General features: G+C 49.5%; 3 protein-coding genes. 1 reads left to right on the top strand and 2 read right to left on the bottom strand.

All coding sequences use genetic code 11. The features are described from left to right. Positions 1–88: 88 nt before the first annotated feature. Positions 89–1,261 carry an alpha-hydroxy acid oxidase gene (locus ACTHUT_RS14910; protein WP_440418976.1) on the top strand — a complete coding sequence of 391 codons (1,173 nt, stop codon included), beginning with the start codon at positions 89–91 and terminating at the stop codon, positions 1,259–1,261. A 61-nt stretch (positions 1,262–1,322) separates the two neighbouring features. Here the strand turns inward: ACTHUT_RS14910 and dsbD are convergent, their stop codons facing one another. Both dsbD and folE2 read right to left on the bottom strand, forming a co-directional pair. Continuing rightward, complete coding sequence (gene dsbD / locus ACTHUT_RS14905; protein WP_004519891.1) at positions 1,323–3,128, bottom strand: protein-disulfide reductase DsbD; 1,806 nt, start codon at positions 3,126–3,128, stop codon at positions 1,323–1,325. Positions 3,129–3,346: 218 nt separating this feature from the next. Beyond that, positions 3,347–4,014, bottom strand: a 668-nt coding sequence (gene folE2, locus ACTHUT_RS14900; RefSeq protein WP_440418975.1) for a GTP cyclohydrolase FolE2, incomplete at its 5' end; no start/stop codon positions are given.

The raw sequence follows: 4,014 nt of genomic DNA, 5'->3' as shown, positions 1-4,014 counted from the left end.
GTTGTTTTGATGGAGTAAAATAATGAGGTGTTTGAAATGTTCAGACGGCCTTGATCGTCCATCTTTACCTTAACAGAGGCAATCGACCATGAAATCTGATTTAAGCAAAATAACCTGTATCGAAGACTTGCGCCTTGTTGCCAAACGTAAAATGCCGCGTATGTTTTATGACTATATTGACTCAGGCTCTTGGACGGAAACCACTTATCGTGAAAATACTTCGGATTTTAAAGACATCCGTTTCCGCCAAAAAGTATTGGTTGATATGGAAGGACGCAGCCTTGAGACCAAAATGATCGGACAGGATGTGAAAATGCCGGTGGCGATTGCTCCGACAGGTTTCACGGGCATGGCGCACGCTGACGGCGAAATCTTGGCGGCACGGGCGGCGGAAAAATTCGGTATTCCGTTTACACTGTCGACCATGTCCATTTGTTCGATTGAAGATGTGGCTGAAAACACCAGCTCGCCGTTTTGGTTTCAGCTTTATGTGATGCGCGACCGCGAGTTTATGGAGAACCTGATTAAGCGTGCAAAAGATGCTAATTGTTCAGCTTTGGTATTGACTGCCGATTTGCAGGTTTTGGGTCAACGCCACAAAGACATCAAAAACGGCCTGTCTGCGCCGCCGAAACCGACCATCGCCAATTTAATCAATTTGGCGACCAAACCGGAATGGTGTATGAAAATGCTGAACACGGAACGCCGCACCTTCCGCAATATCGTCGGTCATGCGAAAAACGTGGGTGATTTGTCTTCGCTGTCTTCATGGACTTCCGAACAATTCGACCCGCGCCTGAGCTGGGACGATGTGGCGCGCATTAAAGATTTGTGGGGCGGCAAGCTGATTATCAAAGGCATTATGGAACCTGAAGATGCGGAAAAGGCAGCGAAAAGCGGTGCGGACGCATTGGTCGTTTCCAATCATGGCGGCCGTCAGCTTGACGACACCGTGTCTGCCATTAAGGCTTTGCCTGATGTGGTCAGTGCGGTGGGCAGCGATATCGAGGTTTGGATGGACAGCGGTATCCGCAGCGGTCAGGATATTTTGAAAGCTTGGGCTTTGGGTGCGAAAGGTACGATGATTGGCCGGGCGTTCTTGTATGGTTTGGGTGCGTATGGTGAAGAAGGCGTAACCCGTGCGCTGGAAATCCTGTATAAAGAAATGGATATTTCCATGGCGTTTACCGGTCATCGCAATATTCAAGATGTGGATTCCAGCATTTTGTGTTCTACGCGTTGGGCTCAAGATGAGTTTTAATTTTTGAACATAGGAAAAGGCCGTCTGAAAATCTGTTTTCAGACGGCCTTTTTATAGACGGCTATTTCTCGTTTTTGCGATACCATTCGATGAAGGCATCGGGTTTGACAAAGCCTAATAAGGGTTCGCTATGACTGCCGTCGGCGCGGACAACAAACACGCCCGGAGGGCCGAAGAGACCGTATTCTTTCAGTAAGGCTTGATGGTCGGGAGTGTTGGCGGTTACGTCGATTTGGAAGAAGCGCTGCATATCGACCGCTTCGTGTACCTGCGGTTGGTTGAGCGTGTAGGCGGCCATTTCTTTGCAGGATACGCACCAGTCGGCGTAGAAATCAATCAGCACAGGCTTGCTTGGGTCGGCTTTCAAGGCGGCATCCATAGCGGCTTTGAGTTCGCCGACATCGGTAAACATCTTGCCGTGGTCGGTTTCTTGTCCGGCTTCGGATGGTGGTACCAGCGTTAAGAAGTGGTGCAGGGCGGTCGTTTGTTTATTAAAGCTTTGCCAGCCAAACCATGAGCCGCCAATCAGCAGTAAAAAGCCCAATATGGCGGCAACTGTTTTCAGACGGCCTTTTTGTTTGCCGGATTTCGCCAAAAGCATAAGGGCGGGAACAATCATCAGCAAGGTGTAGAGGCCGACTACTGCGAAATAAGGCAGATGCGGTGTGGCAAGGTATACGGCAACGGCCAGCAGAATGAAGCCGAATGCGTATTTGATGCCGTTCATCCAGTCGCCTGCTTTAGGCAGGATATGGCCGCCGAATGTGCCGATGATGATGAGCGGCACGCCGGTGCCGAGTGCCAAAACATAAAGCGCAAGTCCGCCCAAGACGGCATCGCCGGTCTGGCCGATATAGCCCAAAGCAAATGCCAGCGGAGGTGCAACGCAAGGGCCGACAATCAGCGCGGACAAAATACCCATGATGAAGACGGAAATGATTTTGCCGCCGGAGAGTTTGTTGCTTTGGTTTTGGAAATAGGATTGGACGGAGTTGGGCAGTTGGATGTTGAAGAGGCCGAACATGGACATTGCCAGTACCACCATCAACGCGGCGGCGGCAAGTACGACCCAAGGCTGTTGCAGCCATACGGTCAGCAGCGCGCCGGTCAAGCCGGCAATCACGCCGACCAAGGTATAGGTCAATGCTAAACCTTGTACATACACCATAGACAAGGTGAACGCGCGGCCTTTGCCGGCTTTTTTATCGCCCACGACAATGCTGGAAACAATCGGCAGGAGCGGATACATACAGGCGGTAAAGCTTAAGCCTAAACCTGCGACAAAAAACGCCAACAGGTTGGCGTTTAAAGTATCCCAAGAGAGCTTGAAGCGGCTGCTGTCGGGATTGTTTGTACTGGGTTGCGTTGGCATTTGGCCGTCTGAAGAGGCGGACGGTTGTAAAAAGCGGTCTTTGGCAGAAACCGGCTCATCGCTTTGCGGCTGATAAACCCCGTTGCCTTTTACGTCAAACTCGGTGTCCACAGGCGGATAACATACACCGGCTTCGGCACAGCCTTGATAAGTCAGCGTCAGTTTGTATTGCGGTGCGGCTTGTTTGTAAGGCAGGTCAACCTGTGCGGTATGGTGGTAAACCGTTTGTTTGCCGAAGAATTCGTCTTCTTTTTCTTCGCCTTTGCTGAATTTGGGTTCGCCTAGGATTTTGTCAGGATTGGTCGCTGCAACGATTTTGGACTGGTACATATAGTAGCCGTCGGCGATTTTGAACTGCACGCTGATGCCTTGGTCGGTTACATTGACTTGAGGTACAAAGGCTTGCTCTGGAGGCAGTAAATCATTGGCATCTACTGCGAATGCGAAGCTGCTCAAGCCTAAAAATGCAATGAGGAAATAAAGGAATTTTTTCATAGTATCTACGGAGTTGCCGTTGAGGAACCGTCATTATAAATGATGGAAAAAACAATCGGCTTAATTTATGTTAAATATTGCGAGAGAAATCTAATGCTTTTGAATTATATCGAAATAGAGTTGCCCATATATGACCGATAGTCTCATGTTATCGTTCAATCTATGCCAAAGGCCGTCTGAAATGTTCAGACGGCCTTTGTTTCTATTCGGCTCGGCTTTTAAGGATAAGCGATATAAGCGTAAGCGGAATGGTTGTGTATCGATTCGAAGTTTTCGCTTTCAACAACAAACGACTCGATGCGTTTGTCGGCAATCAGCGCAGTGGCCACATCGCGAACCATATCTTCGACAAACTTCGGATTTTCGTATGCTTTTTCCGTTACATACTTCTCGTCAGGGCGTTTGAGCAAACCGTAGAGCTGGCAGCTTGCTTGCGCTTCGACGTAATCGATAATTTCTTCAATGCCTACATCCGCGTTTGCTATCAGGCTGACGGTTACATGCGAACGTTGGTTGTGCGCGCCGTATTGGGAAATTTCTTTGGAACACGGACACAATGAAGTAACCGGAACCATTACTTTCAAACTGTGGCTGTATGTACCGTTTTTGATTTCGCCGGTCAGGGTGACATCATAGTCAAGCAACGATTGGATGCCGGAGACAGGCGCACTTTTCTTACGGAAAAATGGGAAGGAAACGCTGATTTTGCCGGAATGCGAATCCAACAGGGCAACCATATCGGCGGTCAGCTCGTGCAGCGTATCGAAATCCAAAGCATCGGTTTGTTTTTCCATCAGGGCGACAAAGCGCGACATATGCGTGCCTTTTTGGTCGGCAGGCAGGAAAACCGTCATGGTCAGGCGGGCGACGGTGGATTGTTCGCCTT

The sequence above is a fragment of the Neisseria sp. P0022.S010 genome, from assembly GCF_051956635.1.
This window is presented reverse-complemented; position numbering and strand designations above follow the sequence as displayed.